This is a genomic window from Pseudomonas sp. UBA6562 (assembly GCF_002434265.1).
Taxonomy (GTDB): Bacteria; Pseudomonadota; Gammaproteobacteria; order Pseudomonadales; family Pseudomonadaceae; genus Aquipseudomonas.
In genome coordinates this window covers 264867-285535 of record NZ_DJJS01000006.1, presented here as the reverse complement: position 1 = coordinate 285535, position 20669 = coordinate 264867, and the positions used below count along the sequence as shown (strand labels likewise).

The following is a 20669-nucleotide window of genomic DNA, read 5'->3' as shown; positions in this document are numbered from 1 at the left end:
CTCTTTTCCGTGTTACCTCTTTCGAAGCCCTTAGGAGACCATCGATGACCAGCCGTCGTTATCGTGCCAATGCCATCCGCGCCCTCAGCATGGATGCCGTGCAAAAGGCCAACAGCGGCCACCCCGGTGCCCCCATGGGGATGGCGGATATCGCCGAAGTGCTGTGGCGTGACTACCTCAAGCACAACCCGAGCAACCCCAAGTTCGCCGATCGTGACCGCTTCGTGCTGTCCAACGGCCACGGCTCGATGCTCATCTACTCCCTGCTGCACCTGACCGGTTACGACCTGTCCATCGACGACCTGAAGAACTTCCGCCAACTGCACAGCCGCACCCCGGGCCACCCCGAGTTCGGCTACACCCCAGGCGTGGAAACCACCACCGGCCCTCTGGGCCAAGGGTTCGCCAACGCCGTGGGCTTCGCTCTGGCCGAGAAGATCATGGCCGCGCAGTTCAACCAGGACGGCCACGCCATCGTCGACCACAACACCTACGTGTTCATGGGCGACGGCTGCATGATGGAAGGCATTTCCCACGAAGTCGCCTCGCTCGCCGGCACCCTGGGCCTGAACAAGCTGATCGCCTTCTACGACGACAACGGCATCTCCATCGACGGTGAGGTGCACGGCTGGTTCACCGACGACACCCCTGCGCGTTTCGAAGCCTACGGCTGGCAGGTGATCCGCAAGGTCGACGGCCACGACGCCGACGAAATCAAGATGGCGATCGAAACCGCGCGCAAGAGCGACAAGCCGACCCTGATCTGCTGCAAGACCATCATCGGCTTCGGTTCGCCAGGCAAGGCAGGCAAGGAATCGTCCCACGGCGCGCCGCTGGGCGACGACGAGATCATCCTGTCGCGCAAGGGCCTGAACTGGGACTACGGCGACTTCGAGGTCCCGCAGTACATCTACGACGAATGGAGCGCCAAGGAAGCCGGGGCCCAGGCCGAAGCCGAGTGGAACCAGCGTTTCGATGCCTATGCCCAGGCCTTCCCTGAGCTGGCGGCCGAATTCAAGCGCCGCACCAGTGGCGAGCTGCCGGCAGATTTCGCCGCCAAGGCCCAGGCCTATGTGGAAGAAGTCGCCGCCAAGGGCGAAACCATCGCCAGCCGCAAGGCCAGCCAGAACACCCTCAACGCCTTCGGCCCGCTGTTGCCGGAACTGCTGGGCGGCTCGGCCGACCTCGCCGGCTCCAACCTGACCCTGTGGAAAGGTTGCAAGGGCGTGGAAGCCGGCGATGCCAGCGGCAACTACGTGTACTACGGCGTGCGCGAGTTCGGCATGACCGCGATCATGAACGGTCTGGCCCTGCACGGCGGCCTGGTGCCGTACGGCGCGACCTTCCTGATGTTCATGGAATACGCACGCAACGCGGTGCGCATGTCGGCGCTGATGAAGCAGCGCGCCATCCACGTCTACACCCACGACTCCATCGGTTTGGGCGAAGACGGCCCGACCCACCAGCCGATCGAGCAGTTGGCCAGCCTGCGCACCACTCCCAACCTGAACACCTGGCGCCCGGCAGACGCCGTGGAATCGGCGGTGTGCTGGAAGGAAGCCCTGCTGCGCAACGACGGCCCGTCGGCGCTGATCTTCTCGCGGCAGAACCTGCAGCATCAGGATCGCAGCCCCGAGCAGATCGCCCAGATCAGCCGCGGCGGCTACATCCTGCGCGACTGCCAAGGCGAGCCCGAGCTGATCCTCATCGCCACAGGTTCCGAAGTGGGCCTGGCGACGGACGCCGCCGCCAAGCTGACCGAGCAAGGCCGCAAGGTCCGTGTGGTGTCGATGCCGAGCACCAGCGTGTTCGACGCCCAGGACGCTGCCTACCGTCAGTCGGTGTTGCCGGTGGAAGTCAGCGCACGGATCGCCATCGAAGCGGCGCATGCGGACTTCTGGTACAAGTACGTCGGCCTGGAAGGGCGCATCATCGGCATGACCACCTACGGTGAGTCGGCGCCGGCGGGCGAGCTGTTCAAGGAGTTTGGCTTCACCGTGGAGAACGTGGTCGAGACGGCGCAGGAGCTGTTGGAGGACTGAGGTCGGTGTTGGCGATCGGTTGCCTTGGCCATCAGCCGAGGCGGCCTTCTGGAAGATCGCTGGGGCTGACACAGGGCCGCTCCGCGGCCCATCGCCGCTAAAGCCGCTCCTACATGGAACGCGTGCATTTCCGGATGACACAACGCGCGCTGTAGGAGCGGCCGGTTCGGCGCTCCGATCAGCCGCGATGGCCGGCATAGCCGGCCCAAGCCAAGCGACGCGGAGCACCTGTGAGACGGCACTGGCGACAGTCTCCAGGCCGTGCCAGACGACCCCAACCACGTTCCATGCTTGCGATACCGCTTCACCCACACTCTGCCCCACGAGCCCCGAATGCCCCACTCGCGTCCCTACAAAGTTGCACTCAACGGTTACGGCCGCATCGGCCGCTGCGTCCTGCGCGCCTTGGTCGAGCGCGGTGCGCGGGCGGGCTTCGAGATCGTGGCGCTCAACGACCTGGCCGATCAGGCCAGCATCGAATACCTCACGCGCTTCGATTCCACCCACGGGCGATTTCCCGGTGAGGTCAGGGTCGAAGGCGACTGTCTGCACATCAATGGCGACTGCGTAAAAGTCCTGCGCAGCGCCACTCCCGAAGGCGTCGATTGGGCGGCCCTGGGCATCGATCTGGTGTTGGAGTGCTCCGGCGTCTACACCTCGCGCGCCGACGGCCAACGCTTTCTCGACGCCGGCGCGCCACGGGTGCTGTTCTCCCAGCCCATGGCCAGCGAGGCCGACGTCGACGCCACGGTGGTCTACGGCATCAACCAGCAGTGCCTGACGGGCGCCGAGCGGCTGGTGTCCAACGCGTCGTGCACCACCAACTGCGGCGTGCCGCTGCTGCGTGTGCTCGACCGGGCCTTCGGCATCGAGTACGTGCAGATCACCAACATCCACTCGGCGATGAACGACCAGCCGGTGATCGACGCCTACCACCACGAAGACCTGCGCCGCACCCGTTCGGCCTTCCAGTCGGTCATTCCGGTGTCCACGGGCTTGGCCCGCGGCATCGAACGGCTGCTTCCGGAACTTGCCGGACGAATCCAGGCCAAAGCGGTACGCGTGCCCACGGTCAACGTGTCGTGCCTGGACATCACCCTGCACACCGCGCGCGACACCAACGCCGCCGAGGTCAACCGGGTGTTGCGCGAGGCCGCGCTGAGCGGCCCGTTGCACGGCCTGCTGGCCTACACCGAGTTGCCGCACGCCAGTTGCGATTTCAACCATGACCCGCATTCGGCCATCGTCGATGCCAGCCAGACCCGCGTCTCAGGCACCCGCCTGGTGAACCTGCTGGCCTGGTTCGACAACGAATGGGGGTTCGCCAACCGTATGCTCGACGTCGCCGACCACTATCTGCGCGTCGTCCACCCATCTGCACCCCACAGCCCTGAAGGACCGCATTGATGACCGTGTTGAAGATGACCGACCTCGACCTGCAAGGTAAGCGCGTACTGATCCGCGAAGACCTCAACGTCCCGGTGAAGGATGGCGTGGTGGCCAGCGATGCGCGCATCCAGGCTGCGCTGCCGACCATCAAGCTGGCGCTGGAAAAAGGCGCGGCGGTAATGGTCTGCTCGCACCTGGGGCGCCCGAACGAAGGCGAGTTCTCGGCTGAGAACAGCCTGCAGCCGGTGGCCGACTACCTGAGCAAGGCCCTGGGCCGCGACGTACCGCTGGTCAAGGACTACCTCGACGGCGTCGAGGTCGCGCCCGGCGAGCTGGTGCTGTTCGAGAACGTGCGCTTCAACAAGGGCGAGAAGAAGAACGCCGACGAGCTGGCGCAGCGCTACGCCGCGCTGTGCGACGTGTTCGTCATGGACGCCTTCGGTACGGCCCACCGCGCCGAAGGCTCGACCCATGGGGTAGCGAAGTTCGCCAAGGTCGCCGCAGCGGGTCCGCTGCTGGCTGCCGAGCTGGACGCCCTGGGCAAGGCCCTCAAGGCCCCGGCCCAGCCGATGGCCGCCATCGTCGCCGGCTCCAAGGTATCGACCAAGCTCGACGTGCTCAATAGCCTGAGCGCCGTGTGCGAGCTGCTGATCGTCGGTGGCGGCATCGCCAACACCTTCCTCGCCGCCGCCGGCCATCCGGTGGGCAAGTCGCTGTACGAGCCCGACCTGGTCGACACCGCCAAGGCCATCGCAGCCAAGGTCAACGTGCCGCTGCCGGTCGATGTGGTGGTGGCCAAGGCGTTCGCCGAAAGCGCCGAAGCCACGGTCAAGGCCATCGCCGACGTCAGCGCCGACGACATGATTCTGGACATCGGACCAAAGACCGCCGCCCACTTCGCCGACCTGCTCAAGTCGTCCAAGACCATCCTGTGGAACGGTCCGGTCGGCGTGTTCGAGTTCGACCAGTTCGGCAACGGCACCCAGGTGCTGGCCAAGGCCATCGCGGCCAGCGACGCCTTCTCCATCGCCGGCGGCGGCGACACCCTGGCGGCGATCGACAAGTACGAGGTCGGCGGCGATATCTCCTACATTTCCACCGGTGGCGGTGCCTTCCTCGAATTCGTCGAGGGCAAGGTGTTGCCGGCGGTGGCCATTCTGGAAGAGCGGGCCAAGGCCTGATAGCGCCGGCGCCTGGCAAAGGGAGCGACCCGATGGTCAAGCAATTGCCTGTGATGCTCATGGCCGTTCTGCTCGGTGCGTGCGCCAGCGGTCCGGCACCCGAGGCCGATTCGCCGCAGGCGCCCAAAGGCGGCTGCTATCAGTCGCAATGGCAGGCCGAGACGGTACCGGTGATCAGCAAGCGCCTGGGGCAGGAAGGGCTGGAAAAATACGACGACGAGCACCAACGCCAGGCGCCGGGGTGCCCATGAGGCACTCGGGCGGCACGGGGCGAAGGGGCCGGGAGAGAACGATGAAAGCGCTGATGGCCGTGTTGGCCTTGTCGGCACTGGGCGGTTGCTCGATGCTCAAGACCTCGCCCCCTGCGGTGGCGGACGTTTGGACGCGCTGGGTCTGCGACAGCCAGACCGAAGTGCTCTGGCGCTACACCGACGCCTCGCGCGAGGCCGTCGATGTGCGCCTGGGCAGCCGCGGCTACCACCTGCTGGCCGAGCCGAGCGGTTCCGGCGCGCTGTACAGCGACGGTGTGCTGGCCTTCCATACCCAGGGCGAAGAAGGCTTGGTGTACTGGGTGGCGACCGACGATTTGATAGGGCGGGGCTGCAAGGCACCGTGAATGGCCGGGCTGGCTCACTGCGCGCGGCCCATACAACATGAACAGCAACCGCCCTAGGCACTAGCGGCAGGCTTGCACGACACAACGACGCTTTTCTGGAGAGAAATACAAAATGGCACTAATCAGCATGCGCCAGATGTTGGACCACGCCGCCGAATTCGGCTACGGCGTTCCAGCGTTCAACGTCAACAACCTCGAGCAGATGCGCGCGATCATGGAAGCGGCCGACAAGACCGATTCCCCGGTCATCGTCCAGGCCTCGGCCGGCGCCCGCAAGTACGCCGGCGCTCCGTTCCTGCGCCACCTGATCCTGGCCGCCATCGAAGAATTCCCGCACATCCCGGTGTGCATGCACCAGGACCACGGCACCAGCCCCGACGTCTGCCAGCGTTCGATCCAACTGGGCTTCAGCTCGGTGATGATGGACGGCTCGCTCAAGGAAGACGGCAAGACCCCGTCGGACTACGACTACAACGTGCGCGTCACCCAGCAGACCGTGGCGTTCGCCCACGCCTGCGGCGTCTCGGTGGAAGGCGAGCTGGGCTGCCTGGGCAGCCTGGAAACCGGCCAGGCCGGTGAAGAGGACGGCATCGGCGCCGAAGGCACCCTGGACCACAGCCAGATGCTGACCGACCCGGAAGAAGCCGCCGACTTCGTCAGCAAGACCCAGGTCGACGCCCTGGCTATCGCCATCGGCACCAGCCACGGCGCCTACAAGTTCACCAAGCCGCCAACCGGCGACATTCTGGCCATCGACCGCATCAAGGAAATCCACAAGCGCATTCCCAACACCCACCTGGTGATGCACGGCTCGTCCTCGGTGCCGCAAGAGTGGCTGAAGATCATCAACCAGTACGGCGGCGACATCAAAGAGACCTACGGCGTACCGGTCGAAGAAATCGTCGAAGGCATCAAGTACGGCGTGCGCAAGGTCAACATCGACACCGACCTGCGCCTGGCCTCCACCGGCGCCATCCGTCGCCACATGGCCGAGCACCCGAGCGAATTCGACCCACGCAAGTTCTTCGCCGAGACCGTCAAAGCCATGCGCGACGTGTGCATCGCCCGCTACGAAGCCTTCGGCACTGCCGGCCAGGCCTCGAAGATCAAGCCGATCACCTTGGAAGGCATGTTCCAGCGCTACGCCAAAGGCGAGTTGGCCGCTAAGGTCAACTGATCTGCCCAGGCGTCAGAAAAAACCCGCAGCGATGCGGGTTTTTTCATGCGTGGGAAAATCGATACCTTGCCTGGACTGGCCGTTAGTCGGCTACCCCCAGCCAACCATGGCTTAATGCTATTTCCTACATTGCGTACTGCCCCGCGCTGGCTAGAGTTGTAAGCGCAGACCCGTCGCACCGCAAGACAGGGCATAACAAGAGAAGCAGGATGGATGGCGCTCAAGCACAGTTGTCGGACGGCCGGCCCGTCCTCCTGGTGGTGGACGATTACCCGGAAAACCTCATCAGCATGCAGGCCTTGCTGGCGCGCGAGAACTGGCACGTCCTGACCGCCGATTCGGGCTTGCAAGCCTTGGAAACCTTGCTCGCCGAAGAGGTCGACCTGGTCATCCTCGACGTGCAGATGCCCGACATGGACGGTTACGAGGTGGCGCGCCTGATGCGCGGCAGCCAGCGCACACGGCAGACGCCGATCATTTTCCTCACGGCCAACGAACAGTCCGATGCCGCCGTGCTCAAGGGTTACCAGAGCGGGGCGCTCGACTACCTGTTCAAACCCTTCGACCCGCAGGTGCTCAAGCCCAAGGTCAAGGCGCTGCTCGAACAGCAGTGCAGCCGGCGCCTGCTTCAGCAGCTGAGTCGGGAACTGGAAGAAGCCAGGGCCTTCAACGCCTCGATCCTGCGCCATGCCGCCGAGGGCATTCTGGTGGTGGAGCACAGCGGCGCCATCAGCTTCGCCAATCCGGCCATCGCCGCCTTGTTGGAACAGCCCGTGGACAGGCTGCAAGGCACGCACCTGCTCGACCTGCTGCAACTGCCCTGCAACTGCGCCTGGCACGATTGCGACCTGTACGGTGCCTACGCCAACCGGCAAATATTGCGCGTCCCGGAGGCCTACCTGCGCACCGTCTCCGGGCAACTGCTGCCGGTGGCGCTGTCCTGCGCGCCGTTGCCGGTCGAGCAGGGCGCCATGGTGGTGACGGTGCTGGACATGTCGTTGGTGCGGCACTTGCACCAGCAGTTGGAGCACCAGGCGGTGACCGACCCGCTGACCGGGCTGCTCAACCGCCGCGGCTTCTATCAATGCGTCGAGACCGCCTTGCTGCGCCTGGAACGCCCGGACACCACGCAGGCGCTGCTGTACATGGACCTGGACGGTTTCAAGGGCATCAACGACGCCGTAGGCCATGAAGGCGGCGACAAGGTGCTGCACTGGGTGGCGCAGCAATTGCGCGACTGCCTGGGCAGCTCTGCCTTGCTGGCGCGCATGGGCGGCGACGAGTTCACCGCGCTGCTCGATGGCCTGCCGTATCCGGAAAAGGCGGCGCGCTTCGCCGAGCTGTTGATCGAACGGGTCTCGAGCTTCCAACAGATCGAGGGCGTAGAGGTCAAGCTGGGCATCAGCATCGGCATCGCCACCTACCCCGAGTGCGCGGCCCAGGTCGATGGCCTGGTGCAGGCCGCCGACCAGGCGATGTATGCCGCCAAGCGCGCGGGCCGGCAGCAGTACCGTTTCTACGACAGCGAACTCAATGGCCGTGCCCGCTCGCGCATGCTGCTCGAAGACAGCGTGCGCACCGCCATCGACCAGCAGGACTTCACCCTGGTCTACCAGCCTCAGGTGGCCTTCGCCGACGGTCGCCTGCGCGGCTTCGAAGCGCTGCTGCGCTGGCAGCATCCCAGCGTCGGCGACGTGCCGCCGGGGCTGTTCATTCCACTGCTCGAAGAGGTGCGGCTGATCAGCCGCCTGTCGAGCTGGATCTACCGCAAGGGCGCGGCGCAGCGTCGCGCGTGGCAGGGCCGTTTCGACCCTTCGCTGGTGCTGGGCATCAGCCTGAGCCGCACGCAGTTCTTCATGCCGGGGCTGGCCGACGAGCTGCAACGGGTGGTGGCGGACCATGGTCTGTCGGCCTCGCAGTTGGAAGTGGAGGTGGCCGAGAAGTCGCTGACGTACAACATCGACGAGGCCGCCAAGCAGGTGCAGCGCTTGCGCGAGCGCGGCGTGCGGGTGGCCCTGGACGACTTCGGCGCCGGCGACTGTTCGCTGCGCATGCTGCGCGAACTGCCGGTCGACACGCTCAAGCTCGACCGCCAGGTGGTGGCGCGCTTGCCCGAATCGGCGGTCGATGGCATCTGGGTGCGCGGTGTCATCGAACTGTGCGCACAGCTCGGCATCACCGTGATCGCCGAAGGCGTCGAGACCCTGGCGCAGGCCCGCTGGCTGCGCGACAACGGCTGTGCCTACGTGCAAGGCTTTCTGGTGGCGCGCCCCCTGACGGTGGACGACGCTGGCGGTTTTGCGCAGTTCGCGCCCTGCCCCTGGCAATGATTGGCTAGAATCGCCCATCCCTGTCGCCGAACCGCCGCCATGACCGTACTGCGCTACCTGCAAGCCTACCCACCACACCTGCAAGAGCAGGTGCGTCAGCTGATCGCCAGCGACCGCCTGGGTGCCTATCTCGAGCAGCGCTACGCCGAGCGCCATGCGGTGAACAGCGACAAGGCGCTGTACGCCTATGCGCAAGACCTCAAACAGCGCTACCTGCGCAACGCGCCGGCACCGGACAAGGTGCTGTTCGACAACCGCCTGGACCTCACCCACCGCGCCCTGGGTCTTAACACTGCGGTGTCGCGGGTGCAGGGCGGCAAACTCAAGGCCAAGAAGGAAATCCGCATCGCTTCGCTGTTCAAGGAGGCGGCGCCGCAATTCCTGCGCATGATCGTGGTCCACGAGCTGGCGCACTTGAAGGAGCGCGACCACAGCAAGGCCTTCTACCAGCTCTGCGAGCACATGGAGCCGGCCTACCATCAACTGGAATTCGACCTGCGCGTGTACCTGACCTATCGGGAACTGCCGGGGCCTCTGTAAAGGATCTAGCCGCATGCCGGTAAGCAAGACCAAGAGCAGTTTCTATCGACGGTTGTACGTGGCCTGGTTGATCGACAGCCAGACCGCCGCCAGCGTACCCGCGCTGGTCGAAGCCACGGGCATGCCGCGGCGCACCGCACAGGACACCATCGCCGCCTTGGCGGACCTGGACATCGTTTGCGAATTCGAGCAGGCCGAAGGCGAGCGCAACCATGCCGGGCAGTACCGCATCCGCGACTGGGGCGCGATCGACCGCAACTGGATCGCCGCGCACCTTCCCACCCTGCGCAGGGTGCTCGACTACCCCTGAGCGGCCTCGGCAGGTCCCACCTGCTTGATCAGGTGGCCGGCCAGGGTGCGCAACGGGCCCAGCTGGCGGCAGATCAGTGCCAGTTGGGTCTGCACCAAGCGCTGGTGTTCGTCGAGTTCTTCGGGCATCTGCTCCAGGGCGCTGGCCAGGGCGTCCTCGGCATCGCTGTGGATGGCCACCGGGGTGCGCGCCTCCAGGCCGCTGGCGATTTCTTCCAGGCTATTAGCCAGGGCCAGGCCGGCGCCGTCGATCAACTGTTCGTGCACTTCGGCGGGCAGCGCCGTTTCGCGGTGCGCACCCAGGCCCGAGAGGTAGCTGAGCAAGGTGTGCGACAGCACCAGGAAGCGGAAGCCGACATCGGCCTCCTTACGGAAATGCCCCGGCTCCATGAGCATGTTGGCCAGGGTGGTCGACAGCGCCGCGTCGGCATTGTGGGCATTGCGCCGGGCCAGGCGGTAAGCCAGGTCGTCGCGCTTGCCGTGGGCGTACTGCTGCATGATCTGGCGCAGGTAGGCGCTGGCGCAAGTCAAGGTGTTGGCCAGGACCTTGTTCAGGCGCCGGCCCTGCCAGTCGGGCAGGAACAGGAACACCGCGAGGATGGCGATCAGGCTGCCTACCAGGGTGTCGAACAGGCGCGGCAGGAACAGCCCGTAACCGTCGCCGATCTGGTTGAAGCAGAACAGCACCATCAGCGTGATGGCGGCCGTGGCCAGGGTGTAGCGGGTGGTGCGGTTGACGAAGAACACCACGCCTGCGACTACGGCGAACATCGACTGCACGAGGGGGCTGGGGAACAGATCGAACAGCGCCCAGCCCACGGTCAGGCCGATGGCCGTACCGAAGATGCGCTGCACCAGCTTGCGCCGCGTGGCGCCGTAGTTGGGTTGGCAGACGAACAGTGTGGTCAGCAGGATCCAGTAGCCCTGGCTGGGGTGGATCAGGTGCACCATGCCGTAGCCGATCGACAGTGCCAGGGGCAGGCGCAGGGCATGGCGGAACAGCAGGGAGGTCGGCGTGAGTTGGGTGCGCAAGCGCTTCCACACGTCCTTGAAGGTGCGTGGCGAACGGTCGAGCAGGCTGCTGTCGGTGGCATCGGCCAAAGCTTCGGGGTTGCTCGCTGCCGCCAGCAGGCGCTCCAGGGTGGCGAGGTTGGCGGCCAGGGCGCGCAGCGAACGCAGCAGGCCGCGCCAGGCCGGGTTGTTCTGTGCGCGCAGGAAGTCGAGCGAGGCGTGCAGGTCTTCCAGGGTTTCGGCGAAGTGGGTTTCGTATTCGAACGGCTGGCGCAGGCGGATCGAGTGGGCCAGGCGCTGGCAGGCCGAGCCTTGCTGGCGCAGCAGGCGCTGGCAGCGGAACATCACGTCGCTGTGGAAGAAGGTCTCGGCCAGGGCGTTGTAGGGGTAGTGCGAGGCGCTGACCCGCTCGTGGATGTCCTGGGCCAGGAAATACAGCTTCAGGTAGCGGCTGACCTTGGAGTTGGGCTGGGTGTTGCCGACCCGGTGCAGGATGATCTCCTTGGCTACGTTGAGCGCCGCCACCACCTTGCCGTTCTGCTGCGCCAGTTCCAGGCGCCGCGCCTCCAGGTCGAGGTGGCGCACCGGCTCGAACAGGTTGGCCTTGAGCTTCAGGTACTTGCCCAGTTCGAAGAACAGCCTGGCCAGGCTCTGCTGCACCGGCTGGTTGGAGAACAGCGCCTGCCACAGCACCGACAGCAGCCCATACCAGGTGGCGCCGGCCACCAGCAGCAGCGGCTCGTGCCAGAAGTCGGTGAGCTGGCCGCCGCGCTGGTCGACCGCGATCATGGTGTACACCGCCAGGATCAAAGTCGCCGAGGCGATGGCGCCGTAGCGCTCACCCAAGGCGCCGAGCATGGTCAGCGAGAAGGCCGACAGCGCCAGGGCCACAGCGAACAGCCAAGGGTACGGGAACAGCAGCTCCACTGAAAGCGCGGCGATGGCGAAACACACCAGGGTGACCAGCAGGGCCGTCAGGCGCCCGCGCCAGCCGTCGTCGGTCTCGGCCAAGGCGCTGGCGATGATGCCCAGGAACAGCGGGATCAGCAGGCTCATCTCGTTCTGGTACCAGCACCAGGCCATGCTGCCGGTCAGGGCGATGGTGACCCGCACGCTGTAGCTGAACTTGTCTTGGCCCCACAGGCGACGCAAGGATTGGCGCAATGAACTTGAAGGCATGATGGACCTGGGCCGGTGATCGGAAACGTGTCGTTCAGCAAGAACCGTTCCCGGCTGCCGAAGGCGGTTACTTTACCTCAAGTGAACCCCTCGCATGGCGCGCCCCGTATGGGCTGTGGCGTTGCCTGGGCCGGGCCGGCACGCCTGCGAATCGAAGCCATCGGACGATGGCTGCTGGCACATGGACAGCCCGCCGACACAATCGTGCGGCCCCTCGGCCCTGTGCGCGTTCGATCGAACAGGGGGCCTGGCCCCCAGGGCCGACGCCTAGACGAACTGCGCCGCCGCGTAGGCCGAAGCCCAAGCCCATTGGAAGTTGAAGCCGCCCAGGTGGCCGCTGACGTCCAGCACCTCGCCGATGAAATACAGCCCCGGGCTCTTGAGCGATTCCATGGTCTTGGACGACACCTCGCGGGTGTCCACGCCGCCCAGGGTGACCTCGGCCGTGCGGTAGCCCTCGGTGCCGGCCGGCACCAGCTGCCAGGCGCCCAACCGCTCGGCGATCTGCGCGAGCTCTGCCGGGGTGTACTGCTTGAGCGGACGCGATTCGAACCACTGCTCGGCCAGCAGCGTAGCCATCTTGCGGGTGAACACTTCGCCGAGCACGGTCTTCAGTTCGCTGTTGCCGCGCTCGCGCTGCACCTGTTGTAGCCAGTCCAGGGCATCGCGGTCGGGCAGCAGGTCGATCTCCAGCGTGTCGCCGGCCTGCCAGAACGACGACACCTGCAGCATCGCCGGGCCGCTCAGGCCGCGGTGGGTGAACAGCAGGTTCTCGCGGAACGACACGCCGTTGCAGCTGGCCGTGCAGTCCAGGGAGGTGCCCGACAATTCCGTGCACAGTGCCTTGAGTTGGGGCTCGGTGATGGTGAACGGCACCAGCCCGGCGCGGGTGGGCAGCAGTGCGTGGCCGAACTGCTTGGCCACCTGGTAGCCGAAGCCGGTGGCGCCCAGAGTGGGAATCGACAGCCCACCGGTGGCGATCACCAGCGACTGGCAGGCGAAGGGGCCGGCGCTGGTCTGCAGGCGGTAGCCGTTGTCGGTCTTGTCGATGCGTTCGATCTGCGTATGCATGCGCAGCTCGGCGCCGGCCTGGGCGCATTCGGCCAGCAGCAGGTCGAGGATGTCGCTGGCCTTGTGGTCGCAGAACAGTTGGCCGAGCTTCTTCTCGTGATAGGGCACGCCGTGCTTGCTCACCAGTTCGATGAAATCCCACTGGGTGTAGCGGGCCAGGGCCGACTTGCAGAAGTGCGCGTTGTGCGAGAGGAAGTTGCCCGGCTCGGTGTACAGGTTGGTGAAGTTGCAGCGCCCACCGCCGGACATGAGGATCTTCTTGCCCGGCTTGTTGGCGTGGTCGAGCACCAGCACCTGGCGCCCGCGGTGGGCGGCAAGCTGGGCGCACATGAGGCCGGCGGCGCCGGCACCGAGGACGATCACATCGGTGGTAGTCACGTTGGAAACCCTTTGGCCGCGCTTACAGAATGCGCACTTTCAGGGCACGGCCCTTGATCTTGCCGCTGTTGAGACGCTGCATCGCCGGCTTGGCCACGGCACGTTCCACGGCCACGTAGGCCTGGAAGTCGAAGATGGCGATCTTGCCGACCTGGGTGCCGGGAATGCCGGCATCGCCGGTCAGTGCGCCGAGGATGTCGCCTGGGCGCAGCTTGTCCTTGCGCCCGGCCGCGATGCACAGCGTGCTCATCACCGGCAGCAGCGGTTCGCCGCCCTTGTGCTTGAGGTTGTCGAGCTGTTCCCAGCGCAGCGGATGGCCTTGCAGCGCTTCGATGGCTTGCGCGCGATGGCCTTCGGCGGGCGCCACCAGGCTGATCGCCAGGCCTTTCTCACCGGCGCGCCCGGTACGGCCGACGCGGTGCACGTGGATCTCGGCGTCGCGCGCCAACTCCACGTTGACGACCATGTCCAGGCCGTCGATGTCCAGACCGCGGGCGGCCACGTCGGTCGCGACCAGCACCGAAATGCTGCGGTTGGCGAACATCGCCAGCACCTGGTCGCGGTCGCGCTGCTCCAGGTCGCCGTGCAGCGCCTGGGCGACGATGCCCTTGGCGGTGAGGTGGGCGACCACGTCTTCGCACTGCTGCTTGGTGAAGCAGAAGGCCACGCACGACTGCGGACGATAGTGGCCGAGCACGCGGGTCAGCGCCTCCAGGCGCTGCTCCGGGGCGATCTCGACGAAGCGCTGCTCGATCTGGCTGTCGCTGTGCTGGCTCTGCACCTTGACCTGCTGCGGCTGGCGCATGAAGTTGGCGGCCAGTTGCTCGATGCCGGCCGGGTAGGTGGCCGAGAACAGCAGGGTTTGGCGGCGCGATGGGGTCTTGCCGATGATCGCCGCGATGGCGTCGAAGAAGCCCATGTCGAGCATGCGGTCGGCTTCGTCGAGCACCAGGGTGTTGAGCCCGTTCAGTACCAGGGTGCCTTTGTCCAAGTGCTGCTGGATGCGCCCAGGCGTGCCGACGATGATATGCGCGCCGTGCTCCAGCGAGGCGATCTGCGGGCCGAGCGAGACGCCGCCGCACAGGGTCAGGATCTTGATGTTGTCTTCGGCGCGCGCCAGGCGGCGCAGCTCTTTGGCCACCTGGTCGGCCAGCTCGCGGGTCGGGCACAGCACCAGGGCCTGGCAGCCGAAGAAGCGCGGGTTGATCGGGTTGAGCAGGCCGATGCCGAAGGCGGCGGTCTTGCCGCTACCGGTCTTGGCCTGGGCGATCAGGTCGAGCCCGCGCAGGATCACCGGCAGGCTCTGCGCCTGGATCGGCGTCATGGCGGTGTAGCCCAGCGCCTCCAGGTTGGCCAGCATGGCGGTGGACAGCGGCAGTGTGGCGAAAGCGGTGGAGTCGGTGGTCACGGGGCGGGCCTGCGGTGCGAAGCGAAAAAAGTCGCACAGTCTACCAGCCCCGGTGCCTGGCGCCTAAGCCTCGATGTCCTGTTCCGGACGCCGTGCACGCCGTCCGTCCGTAGGCGACAACTGCAGGAAGATCGCCGCGGCCAGCATGGCCATCACGCCGATGGTCACGAAGGTCAGTTGGAAGGCCTCCAGCGTGGTTTCCACCGCATCGCCGCTGCCGGCTGCCGTGAAGCCGCCGAGCAGCGCGCCGGCACAGGCCACGCCCAGGCTCAGCGACAGTTGCGCCACCACCGACAACAGGCTGTTGCCGCTGCTGGCGCTGGCGTCGTCCAGGTCGATCAGCGTCACCGTGTTCATGGCCGTGAACTGCAACGAGTTGATCGCGCCCAGCACCCCCAGGTGCGCCAGCAGCAGCGGGTAGGGGGTTTCGGCATCGACCAGCGCCAGGCTGGCCAGGCCGATGCCGAGCAGCAGGGTGTTGCCGGTCAGGACCACGCGGTAGCCCAGGCGCTCGATCAGCGGACGTGCCACGCCCTTGGCGATCATGGCGGCTGCGGCCAGCGGAATCATGCTCATGCCGGCCTCCAACGGCGAGTAACCCAGCGCCACTTGCAGCAGCAAGGGCACCAGGAACGGCAGGGCGCCACTGCCCAGGCGCGCGAACAGGTTGCCGAGGATGCCGATGGCGAAGGTGCGCACACGGAACAGGCTGGGTGAGAACAGCGGTTCCGGGTCGCGCCCGGCGCGCAGCCAGTAGGCGGCCAGGCACGCCAGGCCGGCGAACAGCAGCAGCATCACCCGCAGGTGCGGCAGGTGCAGTTCGCCCAGGCCTTCCATGGCGATGGTGATCAGCACCATCGCCGCGCCGAACAGCAGAAAGCCTGGCCCGTCGAAGGTGGTGCGTTCGCTGCCGCGCAGGTCGGGGATCAGCTTCCACACCGCCCAGCACCCTAGCGCGCCGACCGGCAGGTTGAGCAGGAAGATCCAGTGCCAGCTGAGGATTTCCACCAGCCAGCCGCCCACCGTCGGCCCCAGCAGCGGGCCGAGCAGGGCAGGAATGGTGATGAAGCCCATGATCCGCACCAGTTCCGAGCGCGGATAGGCACGCAGCACCACCAGCCGCCCTACCGGCAGCATCAGCGCACCGCCCAAGCCCTGCACCACCCGTGCGCCGACCAGCATCGGCAAGGTGTTGGCGATGGCGCACAGCAAGGAGCCGACACTGAACAACAGGATGGCGCTGAAGAAGATGCGCTTGGTGCCGAAGCGGTCGGCGATCCAGCCCGAGGCCGGAATCAGCAGGGCCACGGTGAGCATGTAGGCGATGATCACGCCCTGCATGCGCAGCGGGTCTTCGTCCAGCGAGCGCGCCATGGACGGCAGCGCGGTGTTGAGGATGGTGCCGTCGAGCGACTGCATGAAGAAGGCGATGGCGATCACCCAGGGGCTCCAGCGGGCGGTGGTGGGGTCGAGCTGGATGCGGTCTGGCATGGCGTCCTCTATGGGTTGTGGGGGTTTCCATAAGTGAAGCGTGGCATCGTTCTGACGACGTCTGTTAGGCGATCTTGGCGGTTGAAGAGGTGAAAGCCGTCGCAGCCGTGGTTGCACCGCATTGCGTTGGACGACGCAGCTACTACCGTCTGCCCGCTAGGGGAAGGGTCGCCACCTCAAAGTCGATCAAGACGTGTCCCTATAGGAGCAGTGATGGCAGGCGCTGGTTCAGCCCCGATCCTACATCGGTAACCATCCATGCGTTTGTGAGGCAGATAGCAAAACGCCCGCTGCAGGGCAGCGGGCGTTCTTCATAGCGCAAGTGAGCGGGCGGTCGACGCTTTCGGTGTCGGCCGCCCTGTCATGACTCAACCAATCGTCATCAAGCTCGCATTGCCTCCAGCTGCGGCGGTATTGACGCTCACCGCGCGCTCGATCACCAAGCGCTCCAGCGCGATCTGCGTCTCACCCGACGACAACCCGTGCACGCCGACGATGGCGCCGCCGCGCTTGGCCACCTGTTCGCAGACTGCGCGCAGTTGGTCGCTGTCGCCGTGGTGCAGGACGGCGTCGAAGGCGACTTCGTCCTTGTGCCAGTCGGCTACCAGCTTGACCTTGGCTTGCACGTCCTTCGGTAGGCGGGCACGCAGGGCCTTGCCCGGCTCGCCGTCAAGCCATACGGCCGAGCTGCCGACCGCCAGGACTGCCGCCAGTTGGCTGAGCAGGTCCTGTTCGTTGTCGGCCAGGCACAGCACATGTTCGCGCGGCAGGATGGTGTAGCTGTTGCGCTCGCCGGTCGGGCCGGGGAGCAGGCGGGTCACGCCGCTCTGCGACTGCTGGGCGAACTGCTCGCAGACCTCCACCAATTCCGGCTGGTTGCCGCTGGCCCACGCCTTGAGGGCGTGCAGCGGCTTGAGCAGTTGCTGGCGCAGGGCGTCGTCGGCCTGGCCGGTGGCGTCGGTGCGCTCGAAGTGGCGGGCGACGGCGTCGGCCGGGCGGGTGGAGAGCAGGCGGTACAGGTACAGCGGGCCGCCGGCCTTGGGTCCGGTGCCCGACAGGCCTTCGCCGCCGAAGGGCTGCACACCGACCACGGCGCCGACGATGTTGCGGTTGACGTACAGGTTGCCGGCATTGACGTTGTCCACCACCTTGGCGATGGTTTCGTCGATACGGGTGTGCACGCCCAGGGTCAGGCCGTAGCCGGAGGCGTTGATCTGCTCGATCAGTGCATCGAGGTTGCGTCGGTTGTAGCGCACCACGTGCAGCACCGGGCCGAAGATTTCCCGTTGCAGTTCGTCGAGGCTGTCCAGCTCGATCAGCGTCGGCATCACGAAGGTGCCGCGCTTGCACTCGACGGCATCGGCGATGGCCACTTGGTACACCGAACGGCCTTTTTCGCGCATGCCTTGGATGTGCTTCTCGATGCCGGCCTTGGCTTCGGCGTCGATCACCGGGCCAATGTCCACCGACAGGCGCTCCGGGTTGCCTAGGCGGCTCTGCGCCATGGCGCCTTTGAGCATGTCGATCACACGGTCCGCGCAGTCCTCCTGCAGACACAGTACGCGCAGGGCCGAGCAGCGCTGGCCGGCGCTGTCAAAGGCCGAAGAGACCACATCGACCACCACCTGCTCGGTGAGCGCGGAGGAGTCGACGATCATCGCGTTCTGCCCGCCGGTTTCGGCGATCAGCGGAATCGGCCGGCCCTGGGCATCCAGGCGCCCGGCGATGTTGCGTTGCAGCAGGCGGGCGACTTCCGTGGAGCCGGTGAACATCACACCCTTGACCCGTTCATCGCCTACCAGGCGGGCGCCGACGGTTTCGCCACGGCCCGGCAGCAGTTGCAGCACGCCTTCGGGAATGCCGGCCTCAAGCAGCAAGCGCACGGCTTGCGCAGCAACCAGCGGGGTCTGTTCGGCAGGCTTGGCCAGCACCGGATTGCCGGCGGCGAGGGCTGCGGCGACCTGGCCGGAGAAGATCGCCAGCGGGAAGTTCCAGGGGCTGATGCAGACCACCGGGCCCAGCGGGCGGGTGTCGGCGTTGCTCAGGTCGGTACGCGCCTGCAGCGCGTAGTAGCGCAGGAAGTCCACGGCTTCGCGCACTTCGGCGATGGCGTTGGCGAAGGTCTTGCCGGCTTCGCGGGCGAGCAGGCCCATCAGCGGCTGGATGTCGGCTTCCATGGCGTCGGCGGCGCGTTCCAGGATCGCGGCGCGCTCGGCCGGTGGCGTGGCCTGCCAGATCGGTGCGGCGTTGATCGCGCACTGGATGGCATTGTCCACGTCGGCCACCGTGGCTTCCTGGACCTTGCCGACCACATCGCGGTGGTCGGACGGGTTGAGCACGTCGGCCGGTGCTTCCTGGCTGGCCTCGCAGCCCAGCATGGGCGCGGCTTGCCAGTCGTGGTGGGCGGTCGACAGCAGCGCACAGGAGAGCGACGCCAGACGGTGTTCGTTGGCCAAGTCGATGCCGGCCGAGTTGGCCCGTTCGCTGCCGTACAGGTCGCGCGGCTGCGGGATGCGCGGGTGCGGCAGGCCGATGCTGCCTTCCTGGGTGGCCATGCGCTCGATGCTGGCGACCGGATCGGCGACCAGTTCCTGGATCGAGATCGAGTGGTCGGCGATGCGGTTGACGAACGAGGTGTTGGCACCGTTTTCCAGCAGGCGGCGGACCAAGTAGGCCAGCAGCGTTTCGTGGGTGCCGACCGGGGCGTAGACGCGGCAAGGGCGGTTGAGCTTGCCGTCGGCGATCTTGCCCACCACTTGCTCGTACAACGGTTCGCCCATGCCGTGCAGGCATTGGAACTCGTACTGGCCAGGGTAGTAATTCTGACCGGCGATCTGATAGATGGCCGACAGGGTGTGGGCGTTGTGGGTGGCGAACTGCGGGTAGATCGCTTCCGGCACCGCCAGCAGTTTGCGGGCGCAGGCGACGAAGGACACGTCGGTGTAGACCTTGCGGGTATAGACCGGGTAGCCCTCCAGGCCCTCGACCTGGGCGCGCTTGACTTCGCTGTCCCAGTAGGCGCCCTTGACCAGGCGGATCATCAGGCGGTGGCGGCTGCGCTTGGCCAGGTCGATGACGTAGTCGATCACGTACGGGCAGCGCTTCTGATAGGCCTGGATGACGAAGCCGATGCCGTTCCAGCCTGCCAGTTGCGGTTCGAAGCACAGGCGCTCGAGCAGGTCGAGGGACAGCTCCAGACGGTCGGCTTCCTCGGCGTCGATGTTCAGGCCGATGTCGTATTGCTTGGCCAGCGCGGTCAGACCCAGCAGGCGCGGGTACAGCTCTTCCATGACGCGCTCGTACTGCGCGCGGCTGTAGCGCGGGTGCAGCGCCGAGAGCTTGATGGAGATGCCTGGGCCTTCATAGATGCCACGGCCATTGGACGCTTTGCCGATGGAGTGGATGGCCTGCTCGTAGGAGGCCAAGTATTTCTGCGCGTCGTGCTCGGTCAGTGCGGCTTCGCCGAGCATGTCGTAGGAATAGCGGAAGCCCTTGGACTCGAAGCGCGTGGCGTTGGCCAGGGCCTCGCCGATGGTTTCGCCGGTGACGAACTGCTCGCCCATCAGGCGCATGGCCATGTCGACGCCCTTGCGGATCATCGGCTCGCCGCTCTTGCCGATGATGCGGGTCAGCGAGGAGGTCAGGCCCGATTCGTTGTGGGTCGAGACCAGCTTGCCGGTCAACAGTAGGCCCCAGGTGGCGGCGTTGACGAACAGCGACGGGCTGTTGCCCAGGTGCGGCTGCCAGTTGCCGGTGCTGATCTTGTCGCGGATCAGGGCGTCGCGGGTGCCCTTGTCGGGGATGCGCAGCAGCGCTTCGGCCAGGCACATCAATGCCACGCCTTCCTGCGACGACAGCGAGAACTCCTGCAGCAGGCCCTGCACCACGCCGGCGCGACCGCTGGCGCTCTTCTGGTTGCGCAGCTTCTCGGCGATGCCGGCGGCCATTTTATTGGTCGCTTCGGCCTGGGTGCTGGTCAGGCGAGCCTGCTCCAGCAGCATGGGCACCATTTCCTGCTCGGGGCGGCGGTAGGCGGCGGTGATGGCCGAACGCAGCACCGATTGCGGCAGGATGCTTTCCGCGAACTCCAGGAAACACTGATGGCTATGCTCGGCCGGTGGCTCGCCGATGTCTTCGGCCAGTGCCGCGACATGGCCGTTGAGGTCTTGCAGGGTGGCGCCACCCTCGAGCTTTTCCAGGTAGTTGAAGATGGCCTGTTTGATCAACCAGTGCGGTGTGCGGTCGATGGACTGCGCAGCGCTCTTGAGTCGCTCACGGGTAGGGTCGTCGAGTTTGACCCCGAGGGTGGTGGTCGCCATTTCTTGTCCTCATTATTGCCACGGCGTGGCTTGTGCAGGCGGCAAGATTAGCGCCAAGGCCAAGCGAGGTGCAACCGGGTGCAACCCGAAATTTCAAGGGAAGAGGGTGCTATTCGTCCGACAGGTCGGCGGCATGCCTAAAAACGGCGGAAACATGTCGGTTTGCGGCCTATCTTCTGAAATTGTGCACGGATATGGGGCAGATCTCTTGAGTGATTTTCAGAAAAA

Annotated in this window: 14 protein-coding genes; 9 read left to right on the top strand and 5 right to left on the bottom strand. The window is 66.0% G+C overall.

The window, feature by feature from the left end; genetic code table 11:
• Nucleotides 1-44: 44 nt before the first annotated feature.
• From tkt to B4M43_RS08770, 9 genes are all read left to right on the top strand, one after another.
• A complete protein-coding gene (tkt, locus tag B4M43_RS08810; protein ID WP_296266154.1) occupies nucleotides 45-2042 on the top strand; it encodes a transketolase in 1998 nt (665 codons plus the stop codon).
• Nucleotides 2043-2375: 333 nt separating this feature from the next.
• Complete coding sequence (gene epd, locus B4M43_RS08805; RefSeq protein ID WP_296266153.1) at nucleotides 2376-3449, top strand: erythrose-4-phosphate dehydrogenase; 1074 nt, start codon at nucleotides 2376-2378, stop codon at nucleotides 3447-3449.
• Nucleotides 3449-4612 carry a phosphoglycerate kinase gene (locus tag B4M43_RS08800; RefSeq protein ID WP_296266151.1) on the top strand — a complete coding sequence of 388 codons (1164 nt, stop codon included), beginning with the start codon at nucleotides 3449-3451 and terminating at the stop codon, nucleotides 4610-4612. The genes epd and B4M43_RS08800 overlap by 1 nt, the downstream gene beginning before the upstream one ends.
• Complete coding sequence (locus B4M43_RS08795; RefSeq protein ID WP_296267289.1) at nucleotides 4612-4863, top strand: hypothetical protein; 252 nt, start codon at nucleotides 4612-4614, stop codon at nucleotides 4861-4863. Before B4M43_RS08800 ends, B4M43_RS08795 begins: the two co-directional genes overlap by 1 nt.
• A 41-nt stretch (nucleotides 4864-4904) precedes the next feature.
• Nucleotides 4905-5228 carry an MliC family protein gene (locus tag B4M43_RS08790; RefSeq protein ID WP_296266149.1) on the top strand — a complete coding sequence of 108 codons (324 nt, stop codon included), beginning with the start codon at nucleotides 4905-4907 and terminating at the stop codon, nucleotides 5226-5228.
• Nucleotides 5229-5340: 112 nt separating this feature from the next.
• The gene (gene fba, locus B4M43_RS08785; RefSeq protein ID WP_296266146.1) at nucleotides 5341-6405 is read left to right on the top strand and encodes a class II fructose-bisphosphate aldolase; all 1065 of its coding nucleotides are present in this window, start codon (nucleotides 5341-5343) and stop codon (nucleotides 6403-6405) included.
• A gap of 209 nt (nucleotides 6406-6614) precedes the next feature.
• Complete coding sequence (locus B4M43_RS08780; protein ID WP_296266144.1) at nucleotides 6615-8735, top strand: putative bifunctional diguanylate cyclase/phosphodiesterase; 2121 nt, start codon at nucleotides 6615-6617, stop codon at nucleotides 8733-8735.
• 39 nt (nucleotides 8736-8774) lie between these two features.
• Nucleotides 8775-9275 (top strand): M48 family metallopeptidase, encoded by a 501-nt coding sequence (locus B4M43_RS08775; RefSeq protein ID WP_296266142.1) that lies wholly within the window; start codon nucleotides 8775-8777, stop codon nucleotides 9273-9275.
• A gap of 13 nt (nucleotides 9276-9288) precedes the next feature.
• Nucleotides 9289-9585, top strand: coding sequence for a winged helix-turn-helix domain-containing protein (locus tag B4M43_RS08770; protein ID WP_296266140.1), 297 nt, complete (start codon nucleotides 9289-9291; stop codon nucleotides 9583-9585).
• Here B4M43_RS08770 and yccS read toward each other — a convergent pair.
• The 5 genes from yccS to putA form a co-directional block, all read right to left on the bottom strand.
• On the bottom strand, nucleotides 9576-11774 hold the full coding sequence (gene yccS, locus B4M43_RS08765; protein ID WP_296266138.1) for a YccS family putative transporter: 2199 nt from the start codon (nucleotides 11772-11774) through the stop codon (nucleotides 9576-9578). The genes B4M43_RS08770 and yccS overlap by 10 nt on opposite strands.
• A 267-nt stretch (nucleotides 11775-12041) precedes the next feature.
• Complete coding sequence (locus B4M43_RS08760) at nucleotides 12042-13223, bottom strand: NAD(P)/FAD-dependent oxidoreductase (protein ID WP_296266136.1); 1182 nt, start codon at nucleotides 13221-13223, stop codon at nucleotides 12042-12044.
• Nucleotides 13224-13245: 22 nt separating this feature from the next.
• Entirely contained in the window at nucleotides 13246-14631 is a 1386-nt protein-coding gene (gene dbpA, locus B4M43_RS08755) for an ATP-dependent RNA helicase DbpA (protein WP_296266135.1), read from the bottom strand.
• A 63-nt stretch (nucleotides 14632-14694) separates the two neighbouring features.
• Nucleotides 14695-16122, bottom strand: a complete 1428-nt coding sequence (gene mdtD, locus B4M43_RS08750) for a multidrug transporter subunit MdtD (RefSeq protein WP_296266133.1) — start codon at nucleotides 16120-16122, stop codon at nucleotides 14695-14697.
• Nucleotides 16123-16490: 368 nt separating this feature from the next.
• Nucleotides 16491-20441 (bottom strand): trifunctional transcriptional regulator/proline dehydrogenase/L-glutamate gamma-semialdehyde dehydrogenase, encoded by a 3951-nt coding sequence (gene putA / locus B4M43_RS08745; RefSeq protein ID WP_296266131.1) that lies wholly within the window; start codon nucleotides 20439-20441, stop codon nucleotides 16491-16493.
• Between the last annotated feature and the right edge of the window lie 228 nt (nucleotides 20442-20669).

Bases quoted from the DNA above. Each gene is read 5' to 3' on its own strand.
- tkt (WP_296266154.1), top strand. From the start codon at position 45: ATGACCAGCCGTCGTTATCGTGCCAATGCCATCCGCGCCCTCAGCATG.
- epd (WP_296266153.1), top strand. From the start codon at position 2,376: ATGCCCCACTCGCGTCCCTACAAAGTTGCACTCAACGGTTACGGCCGC.
- B4M43_RS08800 (WP_296266151.1), top strand. From the start codon at position 3,449: ATGACCGTGTTGAAGATGACCGACCTCGACCTGCAAGGTAAGCGCGTA.
- B4M43_RS08790 (WP_296266149.1), top strand. From the start codon at position 4,905: ATGAAAGCGCTGATGGCCGTGTTGGCCTTGTCGGCACTGGGCGGTTGC.
- fba (WP_296266146.1), top strand. From the start codon at position 5,341: ATGGCACTAATCAGCATGCGCCAGATGTTGGACCACGCCGCCGAATTC.
- B4M43_RS08780 (WP_296266144.1), top strand. From the start codon at position 6,615: ATGGATGGCGCTCAAGCACAGTTGTCGGACGGCCGGCCCGTCCTCCTG.
- B4M43_RS08775 (WP_296266142.1), top strand. From the start codon at position 8,775: ATGACCGTACTGCGCTACCTGCAAGCCTACCCACCACACCTGCAAGAG.
- B4M43_RS08770 (WP_296266140.1), top strand. From the start codon at position 9,289: ATGCCGGTAAGCAAGACCAAGAGCAGTTTCTATCGACGGTTGTACGTG.
- yccS (WP_296266138.1), bottom strand. From the start codon at position 11,774: ATGCCTTCAAGTTCATTGCGCCAATCCTTGCGTCGCCTGTGGGGCCAA.
- mdtD (WP_296266133.1), bottom strand. From the start codon at position 16,122: ATGCCAGACCGCATCCAGCTCGACCCCACCACCGCCCGCTGGAGCCCC.
- putA (WP_296266131.1), bottom strand. From the start codon at position 20,441: ATGGCGACCACCACCCTCGGGGTCAAACTCGACGACCCTACCCGTGAG.